This window comes from Treponema sp. UBA7570 (assembly GCA_002477955.1).
Taxonomy (GTDB): Bacteria; Spirochaetota; Spirochaetia; order Treponematales; family Treponemataceae; genus Treponema_D.
The window spans coordinates 1-21,917 of the sequence record DLLE01000056.1; the positions used below are offsets into that span (position 1 = coordinate 1).

Annotated in this window: 17 protein-coding genes; 10 read left to right on the forward strand and 7 right to left on the reverse strand. The window is 38.4% G+C overall.

The window, feature by feature from the left end; genetic code table 11:
* Window positions 1-199: 199 nt before the first annotated feature.
* Window positions 200-559 (reverse strand): helix-turn-helix domain-containing protein, encoded by a 360-nt coding sequence (locus B4N75_RS06970; RefSeq protein ID WP_296668493.1) that lies wholly within the window; start codon window positions 557-559, stop codon window positions 200-202.
* 103 nt (window positions 560-662) lie between these two features.
* Here B4N75_RS06970 and B4N75_RS06975 point away from each other — a divergent pair, with 103 nt between their 5' ends.
* The 5 genes from B4N75_RS06975 (at window position 663) to B4N75_RS06995 (ending at window position 6,587) form a co-directional block, all read left to right on the forward strand.
* Window positions 663-1,871 carry a transglutaminase domain-containing protein gene (locus tag B4N75_RS06975; RefSeq protein WP_296668492.1) on the forward strand — a complete coding sequence of 403 codons (1,209 nt, stop codon included), beginning with the start codon at window positions 663-665 and terminating at the stop codon, window positions 1,869-1,871.
* An 808-nt stretch (window positions 1,872-2,679) separates the two neighbouring features.
* Window positions 2,680-2,982, forward strand: coding sequence for a hypothetical protein (locus tag B4N75_RS06980; protein WP_296668490.1), 303 nt, complete (start codon window positions 2,680-2,682; stop codon window positions 2,980-2,982).
* Between the two features lie 207 nt (window positions 2,983-3,189).
* Entirely contained in the window at window positions 3,190-3,609 is a 420-nt protein-coding gene (locus tag B4N75_RS06985) for a CidA/LrgA family protein (RefSeq protein WP_296019017.1), read from the forward strand.
* A gap of 3 nt (window positions 3,610-3,612) precedes the next feature.
* Window positions 3,613-4,314, forward strand: a complete 702-nt coding sequence (locus B4N75_RS06990) for an LrgB family protein (RefSeq protein WP_296019024.1) — start codon at window positions 3,613-3,615, stop codon at window positions 4,312-4,314.
* 83 nt (window positions 4,315-4,397) lie between these two features.
* Entirely contained in the window at window positions 4,398-6,587 is a 2,190-nt protein-coding gene (locus B4N75_RS06995) for a substrate-binding domain-containing protein (RefSeq protein WP_296668488.1), read from the forward strand.
* Window positions 6,588-6,590: 3 nt separating this feature from the next.
* Here B4N75_RS06995 and B4N75_RS07000 read toward each other — a convergent pair whose 3' ends face one another.
* From B4N75_RS07000 to B4N75_RS07010, 3 genes are all read right to left on the reverse strand, one after another.
* The gene (locus B4N75_RS07000) at window positions 6,591-7,820 is read right to left on the reverse strand and encodes a hypothetical protein (RefSeq protein ID WP_296019043.1); all 1,230 of its coding nucleotides are present in this window, start codon (window positions 7,818-7,820) and stop codon (window positions 6,591-6,593) included.
* A gap of 1 nt (window position 7,821) precedes the next feature.
* Window positions 7,822-10,176, reverse strand: coding sequence for a hypothetical protein (locus B4N75_RS07005; protein ID WP_296706981.1), 2,355 nt, complete (start codon window positions 10,174-10,176; stop codon window positions 7,822-7,824).
* Between the two features lie 76 nt (window positions 10,177-10,252).
* A complete protein-coding gene (locus B4N75_RS07010) occupies window positions 10,253-12,640 on the reverse strand; it encodes a helix-hairpin-helix domain-containing protein (protein ID WP_296706983.1) in 2,388 nt (795 codons plus the stop codon).
* Window positions 12,641-12,809: 169 nt separating this feature from the next.
* Here B4N75_RS07010 and B4N75_RS07015 point away from each other — a divergent pair, with 169 nt between their 5' ends.
* The 5 genes from B4N75_RS07015 (at window position 12,810) to B4N75_RS07035 (ending at window position 20,063) form a co-directional block, all read left to right on the forward strand.
* On the forward strand, window positions 12,810-14,033 hold the full coding sequence (locus tag B4N75_RS07015; protein WP_296706985.1) for a TetR/AcrR family transcriptional regulator: 1,224 nt from the start codon (window positions 12,810-12,812) through the stop codon (window positions 14,031-14,033).
* Between the two features lie 104 nt (window positions 14,034-14,137).
* Window positions 14,138-15,541 carry a TolC family protein gene (locus B4N75_RS07020; protein ID WP_296706986.1) on the forward strand — a complete coding sequence of 468 codons (1,404 nt, stop codon included), beginning with the start codon at window positions 14,138-14,140 and terminating at the stop codon, window positions 15,539-15,541.
* Between the two features lie 28 nt (window positions 15,542-15,569).
* Window positions 15,570-16,499, forward strand: coding sequence for an efflux RND transporter periplasmic adaptor subunit (locus tag B4N75_RS07025; protein ID WP_296019072.1), 930 nt, complete (start codon window positions 15,570-15,572; stop codon window positions 16,497-16,499).
* A 28-nt stretch (window positions 16,500-16,527) separates the two neighbouring features.
* On the forward strand, window positions 16,528-19,698 hold the full coding sequence (locus B4N75_RS07030) for an efflux RND transporter permease subunit (protein ID WP_296668479.1): 3,171 nt from the start codon (window positions 16,528-16,530) through the stop codon (window positions 19,696-19,698).
* A 26-nt stretch (window positions 19,699-19,724) separates the two neighbouring features.
* On the forward strand, window positions 19,725-20,063 hold the full coding sequence (locus tag B4N75_RS07035; protein ID WP_296706988.1) for a PG0541 family transporter-associated protein: 339 nt from the start codon (window positions 19,725-19,727) through the stop codon (window positions 20,061-20,063).
* Window positions 20,064-20,147: 84 nt separating this feature from the next.
* Here B4N75_RS07035 and B4N75_RS07040 read toward each other — a convergent pair whose 3' ends face one another.
* From B4N75_RS07040 to B4N75_RS07050, 3 genes are all read right to left on the reverse strand, one after another.
* Window positions 20,148-20,372, reverse strand: a complete 225-nt coding sequence (locus tag B4N75_RS07040; RefSeq protein WP_296706990.1) for a hypothetical protein — start codon at window positions 20,370-20,372, stop codon at window positions 20,148-20,150.
* Window positions 20,373-20,427: 55 nt separating this feature from the next.
* Window positions 20,428-21,243 carry a gluconate 5-dehydrogenase gene (locus B4N75_RS07045; RefSeq protein ID WP_296019102.1) on the reverse strand — a complete coding sequence of 272 codons (816 nt, stop codon included), beginning with the start codon at window positions 21,241-21,243 and terminating at the stop codon, window positions 20,428-20,430.
* 131 nt (window positions 21,244-21,374) lie between these two features.
* The gene (locus B4N75_RS07050) at window positions 21,375-21,806 is read right to left on the reverse strand and encodes a chemotaxis protein CheW (protein ID WP_296019109.1); all 432 of its coding nucleotides are present in this window, start codon (window positions 21,804-21,806) and stop codon (window positions 21,375-21,377) included.
* Window positions 21,807-21,917 lie beyond the last annotated feature (111 nt).

The following is a 21,917-nucleotide window of genomic DNA, read 5'->3' on the forward strand; positions in this document are numbered from 1 at the left end:
CGCCCAAGTCGCGCGTGCGGCTAACCCAGCCGTTCAATACAACTTTCTTGCCAACGTCAGCCTTAGTAAGCTCGCCGCAAGTTACTGTTCTTTTACTGTTTTCCATTATATTATCCATCCTGGTGGCGCAAGAGCCACATTTTTTTGTTCAAAAACAACAAATTTCTTCTATTCTAATGAGATATTCGTTTTTGGGCAATTATAAAGACATACTCTGTTCTTTGTTCAGTTTTTTTTCTATATTCTCAAGTTTTGATTCAATCGTTGTCAGCCGAGGAAACATAATATTCTGCATCATTGCGCAAATCATATTCACTTCTTTTATATTGACGTCTTTTTCGCTTGCAAACAAATCTCCGCAGGAAATGTTCAGTTCCCGACAGATTCTGTCAATCAATGACGCAGAAGCGAATTGAACGCCTGTTTCAATAAATGAAAGATGTTTTTGAGAAATTTCCAGACGCTCTGAAAGTTGCTTTTGTGTTAGTCCAACTCTTTTTCTATGTTTTTTTAAATTCTGAGCAAAGATTTGTGCAACATCAGATTTGTCTGCGTTCATAAGTAAAAATTATGCAGACATTTTTGTTTTTTAGAACTCTTTTAAAAGTAATATTTATTACCTATTAAATTGATTTTCCAAGAATTTATGCTAAAATATTTTTATGAAATCTAAATTAAAATTACTTTTTACAACCTTTTGCGTAATATTAAGTTTTATTATTTCTTCTTGTACAACTATTGATTCTTTACAAGAAGCAATTTCTTCTCTTTTCGAGAGTGAAAATTCCAACATTCAAAATAATGAAACTCAAAAAAATAAAAAAGTCTCTTCAACAATGTATAAAATTCCAGAAGATTACGAAAAAGCTTATTCTTTTAGAACAGATACGCCGCATCCTATGGCAAAGAAAATTCCTACAAACATTGCAAAGTTAAAAACTTCTAATCCGGCAGAATACGTAAATAAATGCTGCGAATTTATAAATTCAAATTCTACAGATGATTTTGAAAAAGTGAAGATTGCACATGACCTCGTTGCTTTAAATGTAAAATATGATGCTAAGAATTTTTGGGCAGGAACAGTTCCGCCTCAAAATTATGAAAATGTTTTAAAAACTGGCTATGCAGTTTGTGAGGGATATTCAAATCTTTTGAAGAAATTTTTGGACACTTTAAATTTTAAAAATTCAAAGGTTTCCGGCTATGCACGCGGAGTCGGCACTTCCCTTATGACAGAAAACAATACGGATTCAAACCATGCATGGAATATGGTAAAAATTGAAAACGCCTATTATTTTATCGATAGCACTTGGGATTCTGGTTACATGAACGGAAAAAATTCGGTTCAAAAATATACAACTGATTGGCTTTTTATAAAACCAGAACATTTTATTTTTACACATCTGCCAGAAAGACAACAACAACAACTTTTAAAAGAACCGGTTTCAAATACCGAGTTTTTAAAACTTGCAGATTTTAGGCCGAAATTTTTTGAAGTCGCTGAAAATTTTATAATTAAAAATGCAGAATTACCCAAGAAAACAAATCAAGTCTTAAATTCGATTCAATTTGAATATGAAACAAAAGCAAACTATTACTTAGATTTTTCAGTAGTTCAGACAGAAAAAAACAAGAGAATTGAAAACGCAACTTTTACCCAAACGAACAGAAATATTTCAAACACCGTAATTCAATTTCCCGAAGCAGGAACTTACCGGATTCAGGTTTTCTATTATAAAAAATCAGGAAATCAAGGCACCAGATGTGCAGAATTTTTTGTGAATGCTCAGGAAGGAAGTCAAATTCGTTATCCTCGAATTTATCAGAATTCTTTTGATGCAAAAGTAATTTGCCCGATTGAAATGCCTTAAAAAAAAGATGAAACCTATCATTTTGAAATTAATTGTCCAAGCAAAAATTTTGCGGCTGTAATCTGCGGCAAGAATTTTTCACAAATGCAGAAAAATGGTGACGGAACATTCTCTTTGGATTTTTCAGTTCCGAAAAATGTCAGCCAACTTAATATAGGCGTTTCGTCCACAAAAGCAGGCTCTTATCAGACTGTCGCGACATACATTTGCAGATAATTTTATTTTTGAAGGGGAAAGTATGAAGTCTTTTTTTATAAAATGTAAAAGTGTTTTTTGCCTCGCTAAAATTAAAACAAAAATGTTCTTTTCTGAGCTCTTTTTTAAGATAAAATTATTTTTCAAAAAAATTATTTCTGCAATTCAAAATTGGTTAACTTCAATTGGCTTAAAACTTCTTGACTTTAGAAAAAAAATCTCCAAAGTTCATAAAAAAACTCAAAACAATTGCAATACAGACGATTTTTCGCAGCCAGAAACAAAATCTAAAACAGAACAAAAAACTTCTGACGAAACAGAGGTTCAAACTCCTTGCAAAAAAACAAAATCATTCAAAAATAAATTATTCGTACGCGGGATTTTTCACTTTTTTGACATTATTTTTGAAGTAATCTTTGCCTGCGGAATTATCTTTTATATCCGTCATGATTTTTTAAATTTTGACCAACTAGAAAATTTTTTTATTAACTTAAACGCTAACACAATAATTATACTAGCTAATTCTTTTTCTCCATTAGAAAATATTTCTGAAACTGCCGTTTTTGTAATTTTTGCACTTATTATTTTTTACCTTTTATTCAAATTCTTTTATTTGCTTTTCTTAGCTAACGGCGCAAATAAAATCGTTGCAATTCTCCTGCTTGCAATTTCTACACTTTGTCTAAGCCTTGTAAACGATAAATTCTTGATTTTTCTTGCGCTTTATATTTTGGTGTTTTTTTCGTTTCAGTTTACCTGCGGTTCTTCTTTTTTAACAATTAAAAGAAAATTTTTTACAGTTGTAATCCTCGATCTTGTCGCTTACTTTGTAATTTTAATAGTTTTTGACAATATTTTTAGAAATTGCATTTTATTTCTTATTAAGAGAATTGCTCTGCCTGTAGGTTTATTTTAATTCCTGCCACAAAACCTAGCCCCGATTGGAACAGCGCCGGAGGCGTTCGGCTTTGCCGAATGCAGCGTATAGCGGAACTGTGGAAAGCGGGTTTGCGGGCAAATTGCGCTCCGGCCTCTTAAAACAAAATTTTTTTGAGTTTTTTATATTAAATTAACGGCTTTTTTGCTATAACTTTTGTTAATATTCGTTTTTTGAGTTAGTTTTATGAAATTCGTTAAACAATTCGCAATTTTTGTAACAATCTGCTTTATTGGCGAGGTTTTGCACAAAATTATTCCGCTGCCTGTCCCGGCTTCGATTTACGGCCTTGTGCTCATGTTCTGCGCGTTAAAGTTTAAAATTATGCCGCTGCAGGAAGTCGAAGTTTTTTCTGATTTTCTTTTGGAAATTATGCCTCTTCTTTTTATTCCTTCGACCGTTGGTTTAATCGTTGCCTGGCCAATTATTCAAAAACACTGGGTTCCGATTTTAATTATAACTTTGCTCGGCACAACTTTTATTTTTTTTGTTGTCGGCCACGTAACTCAATTTTTTGCAAAACTTGCGCGTTCCCGAAATAACAAAAAATCTTCCGGCAATTTAGAATCTCAGCCGTCAAATTCTATGGCAGACAATAAGGATTAAAAAATGGAGCATATTTCAACTTTTTTAACAAATTCTGTTTCGTTTGGATTTTCAATAACGCTTATAAGTTTTTTGGCGGCAACCTGGCTTTATAAAAAAACACATTTTGTTCTTTTTTCGCCGCTTTTTGTTTCCAGCGCAATTGTAATCGCTGTTTTGATTATTTTTAAAATTCCTTATTCCGAATACTTAAAAAGCGCCAATTTTTTGTATTATCTTATGACGCCGGTAACAGTCGCTCTCGCAATTCCTCTTTACCGTCAATTCCAAAAACTTCGTGAAAATGCGCTTGCAATCGTGCTTGGAATAGTAAGCGGAATTATTTCCAACGCTTTTTTTGTTCTTGGAGTTTGCCTTATTTTTAAAATCGGGCACGAAGAATACGTTTCTCTTCTTCCAAAATCAATTACAACGCCAATCGCAATTGCAATCACCGAACAGAACGGCGGCCTTGCAGCCCTTACAATTATGATGGTCAGCGTGGCAGGAATTTTTTGCAACACTTTTGCCCTAATTCTCTGTCGTCTTTTTAAAATTGCAGAACCTGTAGCCCGCGGTGTCGCATGCGGAACTTGCGGGCACGCAATGGGAACTTCAAAAGCTCTGGAAATGGGCGATGTTGAAGGCGCAATGAGCGGTCTGAGCATTGCTGTCTGCGGAGTTCTTTCCGTAATAATTCTTCCTTTTTTTATGGGATTGAATTAGTTTTTTTTTGGCAAACTTCGGTTCATTATTTTTATAAATTTTTCTATAAAAAATGCTCATTGTAGTGCTATAATAGAAAAACTATGAACCAAGGAATTGCAAAACGCCGCGCTTTTTTAACTCAACGCAAAAATCAGGGAAACCGTGTTACTGTCGGTTTTACAGGAATTGCCGATTTCCGTTCATTTATCGGTCAAGAATACATTGCCGGCATGATGAAGGCCGCCTCTGATTACGATTTAAATTTCATCAACTTTGCAGGAGCAATCAAATATTCGCTTTTTGACGATATTGATTTTATTTCACACTATCTGAAAACTTTCCGTTTTATGAAAGCTCCTCTCGTTGACGGACTTGTAACCTGGACTTCTTCGCTCTGCTCTTTTTTAGACACAAAAACCATAGTTCAAACTTTTAATGCTTTAAAACCGCTTCCAATGGTAGACATCGGTTATCTTGATATTGAAGGAATTCCGTGTATCCGCATAGACAACAATTCTTCAATCGCGCTGATAATGGATCATCTTATAAATAAGCACGGCTACAAGCACTTTGTCTTTATTGGTTCAAAAATTTCAGAACCACATATGCGCCGTCTTAACGCTTTTCAAAACGAACTTAAAAAATACGGAATTTCAGAACTGCCTGATTCAATCTATATGACAAAAACGATGGATTCGATCGACATTGCCATGGCAGTTAACAAACTTTGTTCTGCTTACAACTTAAAAGACCGCTCAGAAATCGACTGCATTATAACGTCTTCGGACATTATTGCGGCCACTGTAATCGAAGAATTAGACAAACAAAATATCTGCGTTCCGAAAGATGTTGCCGTAACAGGCTTTAACAACCAATACAATGGAATTACCGCGCGGTCTCCAGTTACAACGATGAATCTTGAGTATTTTAAGCGCGGTTATGCTGCTGTTGAACTTTTAATCGACAGAATTATGGCTCCGGAAGAAAAATTCAAGACGCGTCTTGTTCCTACAACCCTTCTTATCCGCCAATCTTGCGGTTGTTTTGAGCAGAGCATTGAAGATGCCGGCGAAGAAATAAACACATCGAACTCTATGCATGGCTCAAATCTGTCCGAAGAAGAAGTTAGAAACTATCTTTTTAAATTAACCCGAAATATTTTTTCAGGACGCTCGGAAGCAGAAATCAAAAATCTTATTGATGCTATTTTTGATGATATTTATGAACAAAAAAGTCCTAGCTCAATATTGCGATGGTTTCAAAATCTCTTGCAAAATATCCGGAAAGATTCTGTCCTTGTAAATAGCGAGCTCCAGCAAAATATTACAAACTTGCGAAAAATCATTCTTCCAATGGTAAAAGACGATGAAAAACAGTTTTCTCATATCGAAAATATTTTTCATCAGCTGCGTTCACTTGTTTCAGTTTTTATTGAATACGACACTCTCTCAACCCGCGAAAATTCTTATTTAATGAACAATTTGTCTCAAATTGCCATGAATTTTGCAAGCGCGACGACTGGAAAACAAATTCAAGACGTTTTGCGTTATCAGCTTTCAGAAATGGAAATTCCGGGAATTGTGCTTTGCCTTTCCGACAATATGACAATTGATTTGACTTCTTCAAACATCGAATTGATTTTGCCGGAGCCGCCTCTCGACATAAAGGAAAAACTGCCTTTCAAAGTTTACGATCCAGCCTGTATTCCAAAAACTTTTTTTCCGCACGGCAGACGCTACAGTCTTATGCTCGAAATTCTTTATCACGCTGACAGATACTTTGGCTATGCTTTTTTGGAAATCGGCACTCAGAACATTTCTGTTTACGACACTGTGCGAATGCTTTTGAGCAATGCGCTTCATTCTGTCTACTTAAAAGAAGGCCGCACAAAAGAACGGTCAATGCTGCTTTCAAGCGAGCAGCTTGTTGGAATCTTGCATTTAAAATCCGAAAATTCGCAGGAAAACCGGAATGGAATTACTGTCCGGCAAATTACAAATTATCTGGTTGAACATCTAAGTGAAATGACAAATCTCGACAAAATGGCAGATGAGCTTATGGTAAGTAAATCTCATCTTGTACGCAGAGCAAAGGAACTGACGGGCTTTACAATTCAAACATTGCACGAAAAATTAAAAATTGAGCAGGCAAAAAATCTTCTCCAGGTTGAATCTATAAAACTTGCAGAAATTGCTTCGCGCCTTGGTTTTCAAAATCAGAATTACTTTAGCTCAGTATTCAAAAAAAATACCGGCATGAGCCCGCGCGCATGGGCACACCGGTATCATTAAAAACTAAAATCCTGCTTTTAATCCGACGTAAGCGGCAAAACCTGTTACGCCGAAACTTCTTGAAAAGTCCGCGCCCCGAGTTTGAACTCCGGCGTCAATTTCAAGAATATGGGCATTTATTATAAAGCCCATAGAATGTTTGAAGATAAGATTTTCGTATCCTGTTGCAAATTTCAAGCCAACAACGTTCAGCAACCTGAAGTCTGCGGATAAATTGTATTCACCGTAAACCATGCAGTCGCTTGAATAAGGATTCCGCACTGCAAGATCAACTTTCGGACAAATTTCGCACCACGCTCCAAAAGGTCTCCAGGTAGCTTCCAAACCGAAAATAAACGGCCTGTGCACTTTTTTTGTTTCCTTGCTGTAAACGGTATCATCTTCACCATAATCTTTTGTATAAGAATTTGTCTCGTCAAAAATACCAAAGGCATTCTGCTGCTCAAAAACTCCCCAGAAGCGTTTATAAGCCTTGTATTTTAAGCGTCCTGGAACAACTGGTATTCTTGTAAAAATTCCAAGATCAAGTCTTTTTCCAAACGATTTTTCAACTTCGCCCGAAAAGTCAAAACCGGCGCTTTTTACAAGTTCAGAGAGAGATTCCTGAATAAATGCAGAATCAATTGTCTTGTCGTCAATTCCATCCAAATCAATTGCAGAATAAACATTTAACGGCAAATCTGCTTCTGCGCGCATTAAACCGTCTTCGTTCGATGTGTATTTTGCTGTTCCTTTTGTTTCCATAATATGAATTACAGGAGCAAAAATTGCCGGCGTAAAATGCACTCCATAATCTTTTATCTTTGTCTTGAATGTTGCTCCAGTCTGAACATAAACATCGCTAAAAATCTTTAGATCAATCGTTTCGCTCGAATTTACTTCAAAACCTTTGCAAAAAAGATCAAAAAAGTTTTTTGAAATGCCTGTATATCCTGAGCCGTCAATTCCCCAGAAAAAATTAAGCCTGAACTTTTCGTTAAAATTAAGCGCAAACCAGCTTTTTACGTTGGCATTAAAATCTATTATAAAACCGTCATCGGAAAGCTCATTCGAAAATTCGTCCAAGTCGATAACAAGGTCTTTTACAAGCAAGTCCGTTAAGCGGACAAAATTGTTAGAAGCTCCGGCTTCTGTTTCAATCCCAAGTTCAATTTTACGGTCGTAACGTTTCAATTCTGCAAACGAAAGAGAAGCGCAAATAAAAGTCAAAAAACAAACAAGAAGTTTTTTCATTTTAGTTTTCCTCCTTTTCGTTTTTGTTCCAGATTTCAACCTGCCCGCTAAGTTTTACTTGAACATATCCTGACATTCCAAACTCCGCATTGCGAGGAATTTGCCTTAACTGTCCGTCAGCCTTTATTTTGACCGGAATTTTTGGTGTAAAAGGATAATTGTCAAAAACATTTTTTATTTCTTCGCCAGTCAGTCCAATTTTTTTGAACTTTGCGCCTGGTTCGCTTTGTTCAAACGAAAGAGTTTTTTCTTCTATAAGATTTCTGTCATCTTTTATACTTCCCGAAATTTCCAGCTGAGTAGAATTTGTTGTCTTGTAATAAATCGAAACCGAATCTACAAGATCAAAATAGTCTGTAACATCCTCAAAATCTTCTTCACTGTCGCGTTTTAAGAGGTCTTCGTTTTCGTCAAAGTCATCGTCGCCGTTTATTGTATTTATAAGATGACGAATGTCAGAAACCGTCACATAACCGTCTGCTTCATGATAATCAAGCGGAAAATCAACCTTGTCTGTCAAAGTAAACTGCAGCGGAACTTTAAGAAGAATAAAAATCTGAACCGACTTTAATTCAGTCAATTTTTCAAAATCTTCGCCAGTTAATTCGAGTTCATTTGTCGCATTTGAAAAACCGCTCAATTCGTATTTGATTTTTAAACTGTCCGGCATATCGTTCAAAAGCTCGCAAACCGCAGAATCTTTCGTCTTTACAGAATAGTTTTCTGGAGAAAAAATCGAAGAATCTGTAATCATATAATCTTCGTCGGCAAGCGCATCCAAATCAATTTGAGTTTCTTTAAGGCCAAGACTGCCATTTACAAGTTCAGAAGTTTTACTAATTCCGTCAGTTTCGTAAACAGCTTCCAGTTTACAGTTCGAATAATTGACTCCGTTAAAAACCTCAATTCCCGGCTGAATCGCAAAAACATAACCTTCAACTCCAGAAAACTGAATATTTTTTATAAGGTCGCTCGCATCTCCAAGATTGTCCTTTAACAAATTGGAGAAATTCAAGCCGGTGTCAACTTCGCCAGTCAAATCCGAAGCCTCGCTCAAAGCGGAAATGTCGACTTTAAGGCTTTTGATTTTATCAATCTTACAAGAACCGCCGATTTCTACTTCGGGATTGGCAGTTGCTTCATCAAAAATAAGGGTTGCATTTTCAAAACTGACAGAAACCTGTCCGCTTACCTTGACGTTTCCTGCATCATCGGAAGGTTTTATAGTCTGATTTTCGAGAATTGCGGTTTTATTGAAAAGATATTTTGCGGCGTCTTCGGCAGATAATGTTTCGTCAGAAAATTCATTTTCAGAAACCTTAAAACCGTCTCCCTGCGAAACATTTATTTTTTCAATGCCGGCAGTAATTCCGCTCCAGCCATCTGGAATTGTGCTGAACACGTTCAATTTTCCAGATTCGATTTCCGCGCTGATTAAATAATCGTTTATACCGCTAAAATCAAAGTCGCTCTCAAAAGAAACACAGCCGTCAGGAGTCTCTGGATTATCGTCCAAGTCTCCAATTTCTTCGGCAGTCATGGTTAAACCAGCAACCTGCTTTATCTTGAAAGAATCTGCCTGCATAGAAACTTTAAAATTATGAACGGTGCCTGCTGTTCCGCCCTTCATTGTTCCAGAAAGCTTAAATCTCATTTCAGGCTGCAAAATTTTTCCGCTCAGGTCGAGCACAAGGGGAGAATCTCCTGTTCCAGAAGCAATATTGCGCTCTTCGCTCGAAGCAATTTCATTTCCAATTTCGTCACACAAAATTACTTTTGCGTTCAATTCAAAATCTTCGGAAACAGCGTTTTCTGGATTTACAGAGATTTTAAAACTTCCGGCAGAAAGCTTAATTCTTGAAAAAGAAGGTGCCGTAATATTAAAAGAGATTCCCTTGTTTTCTGGAATTACCGAATCAGTGCCAGTTTCTATAATTGGATAAGATTTTTCTTCGATTTTGAGGGCCTCTCCGATATTTTCGTTCAAATTTGAAATTTCAATCTTTGTCGAAAAATTCATATCGTTTGTGCCGTCAGCAGAAAGCCCAAGCGATACTTCCTTAATCGGATATTTTATTAAATATTGAAGCACATCGTCGTTGCATTTAGTCGGATTGTAATCGTAAACTTTTATTTCTTCCGAACCTTCTGAAAGATTTTCGCTAAAATTCTTGCGCAGCTCGCTTGCGCTCATCTTGTCGCGAATCAAAAAAGAGCCGCTGCCAAGCGGAAATTCGTAATTTGTTCCGCTCGTCTTTATGGAAATTCTTTCTGGAGCTTCCAAGTCGCATGAGAAAAAATTAAAACCTGCAAATAGTCCGCTAAGGACTAAAAAAAATTGCCATTTCTGTTTCATACCACAAGTATAAAGCAAAAATGGCAAATTCCAATAATTTTAGCGTTATTTTCCTATAAAATAACGCTTTTTTCGATTATTTCTGATTATTGAAGAACGCTGCAAACGGATTGTATGACAAGCCGTCATCGCTTCCACGGTTTGCGCCCGGACGCTTAGAACCGGCAAATGCGGCTTCGCGAGGTTTTTCGCCTCCCTTTTTAACAACGACAACCTTGCGTCTTGGAGCGCTTCCGTCCATAGCCTTTGGCTTTTTGCCTTCATTTGTCTGTCCAAGACGAGTGTGAGCGTCGCTCTTTAACGAAAGAGAAATGCGCTTGCGGTCTTTGTCGAGATCGATAATCGTAAATTCTTTTACATCGCCAACTTTTACAACGTCCATTGGGTCAGAAACAAAATTGTCGCTCAATTCAGAAATGTGAATCAAAGCTGTTTCGTGCAAGCCAATGTCAACAAATGCACCAAAGTCAACAACATTCTTGATTTTTCCGGTAACTTTCATTCCGACGGTCAAATCTTCAAAATTTACAACGCCCTTCTGCATGATTGGAGCCGGATAGCCGTCGCGAGGGTCGCGGTTTGGTTTTCCAAGTTCTTCTATTATATCGTTCAAAGTTGTTTCGCCGACGCTGTATTTTTCGCAGAGAGATTTTTTTACATCTGCAGGAACTGTCTTTTTCTGCTGAACGTAAGACAATACTTCGCGGGCAACTTCGTAGTTTTCCGGGTGAACCCAAGTATTGTCGAGCGGATCGGAACTTTCTGCAATTTTAAGGAAGCCTGCGCACTGCTCAAAAGCCTTCGGTCCAATTCCAGGAACTTTTTTAAGCTCTTCGCGGCTCTTGATTTTTCCGTTTGTGTCGCGATAAGCAACGATTTTTTTTGCTGTTGAAAGGTTGATTCCAGAAACGTATTTTAAAAGCATATAAGAGGCAGTGTTCAGATTAACGCCGACATTGTTTACAACTGACGAAACTACTTCATCAAGCTGTTCAGCAAGTTTTTTCTGATTTACGTCGTGCTGATAAAGTCCAACGCCAATTGCTTTTGGATCGATCTTTACAAGTTCGGCAAGAGGATCCTGAAGACGGCGGCCCATCGAAATTGCGCCACGAACCATAACATCAAGTTCCGGAAATTCCTCTGTCGCAACAGGAGAAGCAGAATAAACAGAAGCTCCGCTTTCATCAACAACAGTGTATTTTACATCAGAATCAGAATAATTCTCAGAAAGAACTTTAGAAACAATCGCCTGTACTTCCTGAGAACCAGTTCCGTTACCAACTGCAATTACCTGAATGTCGTATTTGTCGATTGCATTGTTAATTTGCTCGTAAGCGTCCTGCGGATTCTGCTCCTGAAAGATTTTGAAAAATCCGAGGAATTTTCCAGTTTCGTCGAGAGCGGCGCATTTTGTTCCGTTTCTGTAGCCAGGGTCAACGCCAAGAACGCGGCTTCCCTTGATTGGCTGTGTCATAAGAAGATTTTTTAAGTTTTCTGAGAAAAGCTCGATTCCGTGGTCGTCAGCTTCGTCAGTTTCGTTGCTGCGAATTTCGCGGACTACGGCAGGAGAAAGAAGGCGGACAAGTCCATCTTCAATCGCATCATTGTGGTACTTATTAGAAGGTTTTGCTTTTTTCTGCAAAAGAGCGATTGCACCGTCAACCGGCACATTGATATTTACAGAAAGCGCGCCTTCACGCTCTGCGCGGTTCATTGCAAGAATTCTGTGCGGCTTAACCTGATTCAAACTTTCGGAATAATCCCAGTACATTTTATATGTAGAAGTTTTTTCCGCAGTTTCGGCATCAGCTCCTTCAGGAACAATTCCTTTTGTTTCGATTGCGCCTTCCGCCATGTAAAGATCATGGACATCCGAGCGGTTCTGAGGATTTTGGGAAGTTCTCTCGGCAATAATATCCTGCGCTCCGGCAATTGCGTCCATAAACGACTCAACATTCAAAGCGGCATCTTCGTTATCAGTCTTGATGAATTTTTGCGCTTCGGCTTCGACTGCGGCATCGTCGTTCTGTCCTTCAATAAAATCTGCCAAAGGCTCAAGACCTTTTTCTATTGCAACCATTCCGCGGGTTTTCTTTTTTTTCTTGAACGGCGCCCACAAATCTTCAAGCTCTGTCAAAGTTTTTGCGCCCATAACAGCATTGTAAAGGCTTTCGGTTAGTTTTCCCTGGCCAAAAATTCCGCGGACAATTTCCAGACGGCGTTCTTCAAGATTTTTATATGATTTAAACTTGTGATCACATTCAGCAACTTCAACTTCGTTAAGATTGTCAGTTTTGTCTTTGCGGTAACGCGAAATAAAGGCAATTGTACAGTCTTCGTTAATCAAACTTATAACAGCGCTAACCTGACTTACACGGATATTAAGCTCTTCCGCAATTTTTTTCATAATGTCCACTTCGTTGACAACGAGGGCGTCGATAGATTCTTGTGTAAATTCCATAGTTTTTTTATTTTACAAAAAAAAAGGCTCATATTCAATTTAATTTTTTTCCAGACAGATGAACTCAAATTCTTTTCATAAAATTTAATTATAACCTTGAAAAGTTACCGATTGTTCGATATATTTTAGTTACCGATTGTTCGGTAGTTTTTTTTACAAGGAAGTTGTCGTGTCTCAAAAAACTTCAACAAAGCAGCTTATTTTAGACGCAGCATTCTCTTTTTACGAACAGCCGTATTTTAAGGATTTTTCGATGAGCCAGCTAGCGGCAAAAGTCGGAATTTCAAAAACGGCAATCTATCGTCATTTTAAAAACAGAGATGCTGTTGTAGAAAGTATGCAGAAACAGTTTTTTGATATTCTTTACTCTCAGCTATCGGCAATTCAAAACAAAAATTCTGATTCAGAAAACCTAAATGAACAAATTGCAAGAATAATCAGCTTTTTTACAGAAAATTCTCAATATATAAACTACTTTATAATTATTCATGCGCAGATAAAAGATTTTGAAAAAAAAGTTTGTGATGAATTTCGTTCAAGAGGCCTGAAAAACGATTTTGACAAATCTTATCAAAAAAACACGCTGGCAAAATATTCACGCATTTATTTTTGCGCAGTTACAATTTTGTATTTTATAAAATTACGTGAAAAAGCAATTATCTGCGGAAAAAAAACGGATTCACCCGGTGATTTTTCAAAAAAAATGGTGAATTTTATTCAAAAAGGAATTGTCGGTACAATCGGAGAATCTAATCAGACTTCAAAAATTTCAAAAGAGCGTTTTGCGCAACTCGATGAAATTTGCAAAATTAACGAAGAAGATTTGCCAAAAGAAGATAAAATTTTTACCGCTTTTTCAAATGTGATTGCAAAATATGGAATAAACAACGTTACAGTCGAACATATTGCCGACGAGCTCAACTTGGCAAAAAGCAGCCTGTATTTTTATTTTGAAAACAAAAACAAAATGCTTCTTCATCTTGTTGCAAAGGAAATTTCGCTTTTAGGAACAATTTGCGAAGAAAACTGCGCCGAAGCCAAAACTTACACGGAATTCATCTATATCAATATGAAAACCGAGATTTCGTATTTTTCCACACGGTCTTCGATTTTGTCACTTTGCTGCTGGCTTTTGCAAAATGGAGCAGAACACACTGTCGATGACGAAAAAGAGTTTTTAGGCCCAAATAATGTCTGGGAAACGAGAATGACCGAGATTGCCCAAAAAGTTGACCTTGGATTTTCGGTTCGTCCGGAACATATTACGATTTGGTCAGGTCTTTTGCCTGTTTCGCTTATAATTCTAAAAATAAAACACGAGTTTTCGGACGAAGAAACTAACCAGGCCTTGAATTATATGTTTGATTTTTTGATGTATGGAGCAAAATTTTAAACTAAGGAACTGAAATTTGGACTAAAAAATGAAGCCTTTCAGGATTTTGAATTTTTTGACAGTCCTAAAATAAAAGTAAAAAATATTGGAGGTAAAGAAACAAAATGAAAAAATTACTTGTTGCATTCAGTTTAACTCTTTTTATTTCTGCTGGTTTTGCCCAGGAACAAAAAGAAAAAACCGTTACTTTAACGATAGACCAGGCTGTTGAATACGCATTAAAAAACAGCCGCACCTTAAAAAGCAACGACATTGATTTAGAAATGAAAAAACGCGCTTCGGACGTAAGCTGGAACGTTTTTTTGCCAAATGTTTCTGTAAACGGAACAATGAAACGCTCAAACGAAATCAGTCCTTCTTACGCCCAATATGGCATCACAGATTATCCAGATGAGGAATCTCGGTGGGATGTAATCGGAGGCGCTTCTGTAAGCTGGAATTTTACACCTGCATACATTGCAAAAATTCAAATTGCAAAGGCAAATTACGAGGCAGGAAAAATAAGCTGGGAACAAAGCCAGAATGAAACTCTCGTAAATGTCAAAAAAATTTATTACGGGCTTCTTCTTCAGCAGGAAAGCTTAAAAATTCAAAAAACGACTCTCGAAAATGCTCGTCGGCGAATGATTCAGGCGGAAGCAAACTTTAAAAGCGGCCTTGTTCCAGAAATCAGCCTTTTGCAAACTCAGGTAAACTACGAAAATACAAAACCGACAGTTGATTCTGCAGAACAGACTTTGAACCAGCAGTTCGACACTTTTGCTTTTTTAATCGGACTTCCAGTCGGCACAAAAATTGAGCTTACAAGTTCTATCGAGCCGCAATATGTCGATGTAACGACAGAAGGCTTGCTTAATAAATACGCAGACAACGACCTTCAGATTCAGTCAATGAAGAAAAATATGGAAACCGCAAAATTAGGAATTACCGCCCTCGACCTTTCAACCTGGGTTCCGACATTTGCATTAAGCTATGGCTGGACTCCGATGTACACAGACGGTTCTTCTTTAGGACTTCCATACAACAACGCTAAGGCATTCGGTTTTGCAGGAGATTTGGGAAAAAATGACAAATGGTACGATTCAGGAAGTTTAACCTTAACGCTTGCCTGGAACCTTACAAATATGCTCCCGTGGTCTTCAAACAGACAGCAGGTAAAAGATTACCGACAGCAGCTTGCACAGCTTGAACTTGCAGTTGAAAGCCTTAAAGAAAACCAGAAGGTTCAAGTTCGCAAAGCCGTGGATACGTTAAACCAGGCAAAACAGCAGATTGAAAATATGAACCGCTCAGTTCAGCTTGCTCAAAAAGCCTATGATATGCAGCTGCGCTCTTACCGCAGCGGAACTACAGAACTCCTGGACTTGCGCGATTCTGAAAATTCTTTGAATCAGGCAAAGCTTGGCCAGTTGAACCAAAAATACCAGTATATTTCCGCTCTTATGGATTTGGAAAATACTCTGAATGTAAAACTAACAGGCGGATCTAATTCTGCCATAACAAAATAAATATCATATCTAAAACTGGAGGAAACTTATGAAACTTAAAAAATTGATTTTTACAATTGGCGCTCTTGCAATAACATTACCTTTGGCAATAAGTTGCGGAGGCAAAAAAAACGACGCTGCCGCAGAAGCAAACTCGGAAGCTGAACAGGTTTTTGCAGTAAGCACTTTGACAACCGCAGCCGGAAATCTCGACGATTATCTTGAATTTGGCGGAGACATCAGTTCTGTAAACTCAGTTGCCGTTTTGCCGGATCAGGGAGGAAAAATTACAAATATTCTCGTAAACGTTGGCGACATGGTAAATAAAGGTCAGGTAATCGCTTATGTAAACCCGCTTCGCGCAGGAGCAGTTTACAACGACAGCCCGGTTCACTCACCAATTACAGGAAGAATCACTTCTCTTCCAACTACAATCGGCTCGACAGTAAGCCAGTCTTCTCCTATTGCAAATGTTGCGCGCACAGACGACCTCGAAATCAAAATCAACATTGCAGAACGCTTTATCAGCAGAATTTCTGACAAGCAAAAAGCAACTGTAACTTTCGATGCTTATCCAAACGTTGTATTTCCGGCAACTGTTTTTGAAATCAGCCCGGTTCTCGACACAGCAACACGCACAATGGGCGTAAAGCTTCATTTTGACAAAAAAGACAGCCGCGTAAAAGTCGGAATGTACGGCCGCGTAAGGCTCGTAACAGAATCTGTAAAAGACGCCATCGTAATTCCTTCGACAGCAGTTGTAACACGCGATTCAGCAAATTACGTTTTCGTAGTTGAGCCTCATTCAGACAAACGCTCAACCGTAAAACTTGTTCCTGTAACAGCCGGACTTTCTGTCGATAACAAAACTGAAATTGCAAAAGGCCTTAAAGCCGGAGATGAAATCGTAATAAAAGGCATGTCGCTTTTGAATGATGGCGTAAAAGTAAACATCACTTCAAATTCAACTTCAAACTAAGCCGAAAAAACAGTATCTGGAGATTTATATGACATTTTCTGAAAAGTGTGTAAATAAACCCGTAACAACCCAACTTCTTTTTGTACTGGCAGTTATTCTTGGAATTTTCTGTACAACCCAGCTTCCAATTGATATGTTCCCGGAAATGGATTTGCCGTACATGATTGTATTTACTTCTTACGACAATGCAGGTCCGGAAGAAGTTGAGCAAAGCGTTACATCAACCCTCGAAACTTCCCTTTCCGGTCTTTCGGGCTTAAAAAAGATGCAGTCCCGCTCAATGTCAGGACTTTCTATCGTATTCCTCGAATTCAATTACGGTACAAATCTTGACGCCGCAGGAGGAGATGTCCGGGACAAAATCGATATGGTGCGCGGTTATTTGCCAGATGATGCCGATTCACCTATTACAATCAAAATGGATCCTTCAATGATGCCAATTTTGAATCTGGCAGTGCGAGGAAACCGTACTCCAGAAGAATTGAGGACTATGGCCGAAGACGTAATCAAACCGCGCCTTGAACAGCTTGACGGAATCGCTTCCGCAACAGTTTCTGGCGGACGGGAAGAATCTATCAACGTAGACATTCCGCGAGACCGGCTTGAAGCCTATGGGCTTACAATCAGCACAGTTGCGCAGATGATTGGAGTTCAGAACATTCAGTCTTCTGGCGGTACAATCACTTCTGGAGATATAAATTATACAATCAAAAACGATGGTAAATACAAAAGCATAGAAGACCTTAAAAACACTGTAATTTCTTACAAAGCAGGCTCAGACTACGAAGTTCGTACAATCCGTCTCCGCGACATTGCAGACGTTTACGATGGATACAAGGACGAATCTACACTTGCATATCTTGACGGCAGTCCTTGTGTAATGATTATGCTTACAAAACAGTCAGGCAAAAACTCTGTTCAGGCTGCAAAAAACGTACGCAAACAGCTTCCAAAGATTCAGACGGAACTTCCTGCAGACGTTGAAATTCTCGAAACTTCAAACACTGTAGACATCATCTCTCAGACAATCAACGAAGTTGTAAATTCGGTAGTTCAGGGTGCTTTGCTAGCAATTGCAGTCCTTTTCATCTTCCTTCGAAGCTTAAAATCAACGCTTATCGTAGGACTTTCAATTCCGCTTTCTGTTTTGATTACACTCGTCTGTATGTACTTAAAAGGAATTACAATCAATATGATTTCTATGGCAGGACTTTTGCTAGGTATTGGTATGCTTGTAGATAACTCGATTGTAGTTCTTGAAAATATTTACTCTTATATTCAGCGCGATGCAAAACCAAAGGTTGCAGCGATTCTTGGTTCACAGGAAATGGTTACTTCAATCATGGGTTCAACCTTGACTTCTGTTTGTATCTTCCTTCCAATGCTTGTTTTCCAGAAAAAATTGGGCATGATGGGACAGATGTTCAACGATTTGGCATACACAATCATTTTCTCGCTTATGTCTTCTCTTGTCGTTGCCATTGCCTTGGTTCCGGTTTTGTGTTCAAAATATGTATCTAAAGTCGGCGGAACAAGAAACGAAGGCAGAGGTTTTGCTTATGCCATAAACAAGTTTTTTAACAACTTCTTTGACAAACTTGATGAAAAATATGCGTCAGGAGTTGCATTTGTACTTCACCACAGAAAAACATTTATTGCGGCAATTGTTGTTCTCTTCTTTGTTTCAATGGGCGCAATTAAACTAGTTGGATTCGTCTTTATGCCGGCGTCTGCTGCTAACAGCGTTGAAGTGGACTTTAAACTTGCGCAAGGAACAAAACTTTCAATTACGGAAGATGTTATCCGCGAATTTGAAACAATGGCTCTCGAAGAATTAAAAGGCATTAAATATTCAAGCGTAACAGTCGGCGGAACAAGCATGATTTCTTCATCATCAGAAACAAATACAGGTTCTGTAACATTCAGCTTGTACGAACCAAAAGACCGTCTGCCAGGATACGACAACGAAAAAACAGCAAAAGCAAAGCTCAGAAAATACTTTACAATGTTCCCAGGAGCAACCTTGAGTTTTGCCGCAAATGCAAACAGCGCTTCAAGTTCTTCCGGTGTATCTGTAAACATTAAATCAGACGATCTGGATCTTGTAATGGAAACTTCACGCCAAGTTCGCAAAGTTCTCGAAGAAAAAGGAAAAGACTGGGTAAGCGAAGTAGATTCAGACCTTGAAGACGGACTTCCACAGGCAAATATTATTTTTGACCGCGACAGAATGCAGGAATTCGGACTTAACGTTTATACAGTCGGTTCAGAAATAGCAGGCGTAATCAACGGAAAAACCGCAAGCCGGTTTACAAAAAACGGAGACGATATTGATGTTGTTGTCCGCGTTTCGGAAAAAGACCGCGAACGACTTGGCGATCTCGACTCAATTTCCATGGTAACTTCAAGCGGAAAGAGAATTCCTCTTTCAAGTTTTGCGCATTATGAAGAATCAACCGCTCCTGTTACAATTTTCCGCGAAAATCAGTCGCGAATCATTCACGTAACTGCAAAGCCAAACGAAGGACTTTCTATCGGCGATGTTCAAAAAGAAGTTGTAAAACTTATCGAACAGAACATTACAAAAGAAGACGGCGTAATTATCAGTTATTCTGGCGACCTCGAAGACATGATGGAAGCAGTGTTTAACTTCGGCCTTGTTATCATTCTTGCAGCCTTCCTCGTATTCGTAGTAATGGCATCTCAGTTTGAATCAATGCTCGACCCGTTCATTGTAATTCTTACAATTCCATTGTCGTTTATCGGCGTAATGACAATTTATGCGCTCACTGGAAACCAACTTAACGTAATTACAATCATGGGCGTTCTGGTTCTTGTCGGAACAATTGTAAACAACGGTATTGTTCTTGTTGACTACACAAACCTTCTTAGAAAACGTGGCTACGAACTCGAAGAAGCATGTATTCAGGCAGCACGCAACCGCCTGCGCCCAATTCTTATGTCAACATTGACAACCGTAATCTCGCTTGCTCCAATGGCATTCTTCCCAGGAGAAGGCTCGTCTTCAATGCAACCAATTTCACTCACAGTATTCGGAGGAATGACATTCGGTTCGTTAATGACGCTCTTTATTATGCCGTCAATTTACTATATCTTTAATAGCCGACGGCTTAAAAAGGCCGCAAAAAAAGCCGCAAAGCAAAAGGCAATTGAAATAAAACAGTCCGGCAATAAATAAAAACAAAAGTCGGAGAGGAGGTCTTTATGGAGAATAAAATGTCATATATCGAAAATATCAGAAAACACGCCGGAAAATTGACACGGCTGGAAATTATTACTTCCCAGGCGCTCGAAGAAGACTTTATGGAAGAATTTAAGGAACAGAAAGTCGCCGCCCGTTACACAAAACTGGCAAACGTAATGGGAGCCGGCTATTCAAATCCACGCCTCGGAGACGCAATTTGGCCACAGCTCAACATAATGTACATAATTTACTGTCAGGAAGAAGAGGCTGAAAAAATAATCGCAATCTGCCAAAAGCTCCGCGAAAAATACATGGCCGAAGGCATTGCCTGCTTTAAGAGCTGCGCCGAAGAAGTCTAACTGTCCGCTAGCAACCAGCTAACAATTTGCAGCCACAAAATATAATTTTCTAAAAAGCGATGGATAATAAATCTGTCGCTTTTTTTATTTTGGGCGTTTCCTGTAACTGCTCAAAAAATCAAAAACGGCATTGCCCGCCAGCCAAATGGCGACAAAAACATAAAAAAAACACAATTCCGCACTAAAAAACACACAGGCCGCGCTTTCCGTGGCTACGGCGTCTAATGCGCCTCCGGTGCTTCGCACTTGCCAGGCAACCACTGCAATCGCTAACGCATAAAATATCTGTTTTGCATTTAAATTTTTCATAAAAAAACCCTTCGATTGCAAAACCGAAGGGCTTTTCAAATTATTGCATTACTGCTTACTTAGGCTGTTTTCCGATGTATGCAAGGATTCCGCCGTCTACGTAAAGGATGTGTCCGTTTACTGCGTTTGAAGCGTCAGAAGCCAAGAATACTGCTGGTCCTGCAAGCTCTTCTGGGTCGAGCCAGCGTCCTGCCGGTGTGCGTCCGCAGATGAACTGGTCGAACGGATGGCGAGAGCCGTCTGGCTGTTTCTCGCGGAGAGGAGCTGTCTGCGGTGTCGCAATGTATCCAGGTCCGATTCCGTTGCACTGGATGTTGTCTGCGCCGTACTCAGAACAGATGTTCTTTGTGAGCATTTTAAGTCCGCCCTTTGCAGCAGCGTATGCAGATACAGTCTCGCGTCCAAGTTCAGACATCATAGAACAGATGTTGATGATTTTTCCGTGTCCCTTTTTAATCATTCCAGGAATTACTGCTTTTGAAACGATAAATGGAGCGTTAAGGTCTACATCGATTACAGCGCGGAAATCCTCTGCAGACATTTCTGTCATCGGGATTCTCTTGATGATTCCAGCGTTGTTTACAAGAATATCTACAACGCCAACATCTTTTTCGATTTTTTTAACAGTTTCAATAACCTGATCTTCTTTTGTAACATCGCAGATATATCCGTGTACGTCGTTGATTCCGTTTTCTTTGTAGTTTGCAAAACCTTTTTCCAACTGTTCCTGTCCACGGTCGTTAAAAACGATTTTTGCGCCAGCAGCATGGAATGCTTTTGCAATTGCAAAACCGATGCCATAAGAAGCGCCTGTAATCCAAGCTACTTTGCCAGTAAGGTCAAAGTCTTTCATTTCAAATGCTTTTGCCATTTTTTTATAGCCTCCAATAATTATTACTTTAAAGATATAAAAATGACTTTGTAAGGTCAATAAAATTACGCCGTCATATTTAACAAAATTATTTCGCCTTAAAAAGCGCTCGTTGAATTCTGACAAATTATTTACAAATCTTCAAGACCAAGAATAAAAATATTTTTATCTTCGAATTTCAAGATTTTTTTAATATTTTCTTTAGGGATTGAACTTTTGCATTTTGACTCAACATCATCATCTTCTTCAAGATTCTGCACGTCCAAAACTTGGTCTGCAACCAAACCATAAAGCGTTATTTTTTCGCTCTCTTCTTCCTCTTTTTTTACGGAAATAACGATAATTTTAGTACTTTTGTCCGGCTCTTTTTCTTTTAAGCCGAATTTTTTTCTCAAATTGATAACCGTAATTCCCTGCTCGCGAGAATAAATCAGTCCTTCAATATAATTTTTTGCACCAGGAATTATCGTAAAATTTCCATAATTCAGAACTTCGAGAACATTTGTAATTTCTACTGCGCAAATATTTGAATCTAATAAAAACGTTAAAAATGAATTTTTCATCTGCGTTTAAAATTCCTCAAAATCTGCGTCTTTTATTAAATCGGCAGTTGTTTTTCGAACAACAGTTCCCGAAATCGGATTGTCTTTCGGTTTTTCAGAAATTTTTTCTTC

Bases quoted from the DNA above. Each gene is read 5' to 3' on its own strand.
- B4N75_RS06970 (WP_296668493.1), bottom strand. From the start codon at position 559: ATGAACGCAGACAAATCTGATGTTGCACAAATCTTTGCTCAGAATTTA.
- B4N75_RS06975 (WP_296668492.1), top strand. From the start codon at position 663: ATGAAATCTAAATTAAAATTACTTTTTACAACCTTTTGCGTAATATTA.
- B4N75_RS06985 (WP_296019017.1), top strand. From the start codon at position 3,190: ATGAAATTCGTTAAACAATTCGCAATTTTTGTAACAATCTGCTTTATT.
- B4N75_RS06990 (WP_296019024.1), top strand. From the start codon at position 3,613: ATGGAGCATATTTCAACTTTTTTAACAAATTCTGTTTCGTTTGGATTT.
- B4N75_RS06995 (WP_296668488.1), top strand. From the start codon at position 4,398: ATGAACCAAGGAATTGCAAAACGCCGCGCTTTTTTAACTCAACGCAAA.
- B4N75_RS07000 (WP_296019043.1), bottom strand. From the start codon at position 7,820: ATGAAAAAACTTCTTGTTTGTTTTTTGACTTTTATTTGCGCTTCTCTT.
- B4N75_RS07005 (WP_296706981.1), bottom strand. From the start codon at position 10,176: ATGAAACAGAAATGGCAATTTTTTTTAGTCCTTAGCGGACTATTTGCA.
- B4N75_RS07010 (WP_296706983.1), bottom strand. From the start codon at position 12,640: ATGGAATTTACACAAGAATCTATCGACGCCCTCGTTGTCAACGAAGTG.
- B4N75_RS07020 (WP_296706986.1), top strand. From the start codon at position 14,138: ATGAAAAAATTACTTGTTGCATTCAGTTTAACTCTTTTTATTTCTGCT.
- B4N75_RS07025 (WP_296019072.1), top strand. From the start codon at position 15,570: ATGAAACTTAAAAAATTGATTTTTACAATTGGCGCTCTTGCAATAACA.
- B4N75_RS07030 (WP_296668479.1), top strand. From the start codon at position 16,528: ATGACATTTTCTGAAAAGTGTGTAAATAAACCCGTAACAACCCAACTT.
- B4N75_RS07035 (WP_296706988.1), top strand. From the start codon at position 19,725: ATGGAGAATAAAATGTCATATATCGAAAATATCAGAAAACACGCCGGA.
- B4N75_RS07040 (WP_296706990.1), bottom strand. From the start codon at position 20,372: ATGAAAAATTTAAATGCAAAACAGATATTTTATGCGTTAGCGATTGCA.
- B4N75_RS07045 (WP_296019102.1), bottom strand. From the start codon at position 21,243: ATGGCAAAAGCATTTGAAATGAAAGACTTTGACCTTACTGGCAAAGTA.
- B4N75_RS07050 (WP_296019109.1), bottom strand. From the start codon at position 21,806: ATGAAAAATTCATTTTTAACGTTTTTATTAGATTCAAATATTTGCGCA.